At 59.8% G+C, this 1,040-nt stretch carries 2 protein-coding genes; both read left to right on the forward strand.

What is annotated here, in order from left to right; all coding sequences use genetic code 11:
- The first annotated feature begins 81 nt into the window (after positions 1-81).
- The gene (locus tag BQ8482_RS39920) at positions 82-474 is read left to right on the forward strand and encodes a transposase (protein WP_244603121.1); all 393 of its coding nucleotides are present in this window, start codon (positions 82-84) and stop codon (positions 472-474) included.
- Entirely contained in the window at positions 380-1,033 is a 654-nt protein-coding gene (locus BQ8482_RS35635) for an IS630 family transposase (protein WP_244603122.1), read from the forward strand. The genes BQ8482_RS39920 and BQ8482_RS35635 overlap by 95 nt, the downstream gene beginning before the upstream one ends.
- Positions 1,034-1,040 lie beyond the last annotated feature (7 nt).

Genomic DNA, 1,040 nt, shown 5'->3' on the forward strand with positions numbered 1-1,040 from the left:
CTAAAGCGTGTCGCGATTTAAGGGATTCAGGATTCCCCTTGATTTGAGTTCGTGATTCATTGCGGTTGAAGGGAGACCGCGATGGGCAAGCCGCTACCGCTTGAGTTGCGTAGGCGTGTTGCTGCGTATGTCGATGAGGGACATGGCCACCGCGAGGCTGCACGCCATTTCCGCGTTTCGCCTCGCTTTGTGAACAATCTGATCAAGCTGCGCAGGCAGACCGGCTCGCTTGAAGCGCGCCGGCAGGGTCATGTGGGCGGCGGCAAGCTTGAGCCGCATGCCGAGTTTGTCCGCTTGCGGTTGGCCGAGACTGGCGAACTAACGCTGGATGAGCTTTGCGTTGAGCTTGAAGTGCGTGGTGTGAGCGTGCACCGCTCCAATGTCGGGCGCCTGCTCCAACGCCTGGGGCTCAGTCATAAAAAAAACTCTACAGGCCAGCGAGCAGCAGCGGGCCGACGTGCGCCAGGCGCGTGAACTATGGATGGGGCGGCGAAAGCGCTTTTTCAACAAGGCTTTGGCGCGCCTGATCTTCATCGATGAGACGTCGACCAACACCAAGCTGACCAAACGCACCGGCTGGGCGCCGAAGGGCGAGCGCTTCAGGACGCACGCGCCATTCGGCAAATGGCAAACACAGACCTTCATCGCCGGGCTGCGATGCCACGGTCTGGTTGCGCCGTGGATCGTCAACGCGCCGATGAATGCCGCCATCTTCGAACGCTACGTCGAAACGCAACTCGCTCCCCAACTGTCGCCCGGCGATGTCGTCATTCTCGACAATGTCGGCTTCCACAAGAACGAGCGTGCCGCACAACTGGTTCGCCAAAAGGGCGCCTGGCTCCTGTTCCTGCCGCCATACTCGCCCGATCTCAACCCGATCGAGATGGCCTATTCAAAACTGAAGGCGCGGCTGCGAAAGAAGGCGGCCAGAACCTTCGACGCACTCTGCGAGGCCCTCGGCGATATCTGCCTCCTGTTCGAGCCGACCGAATGCAGAAACTTCTTCAAAGCTGCCGGATATGAGGCCAATTAATCGCGAC

The organism is Mesorhizobium delmotii (genome assembly GCF_900149755.1).
In the GTDB taxonomy this organism is placed as follows: domain Bacteria; phylum Pseudomonadota; class Alphaproteobacteria; order Rhizobiales; family Rhizobiaceae; genus Mesorhizobium; species Mesorhizobium delmotii.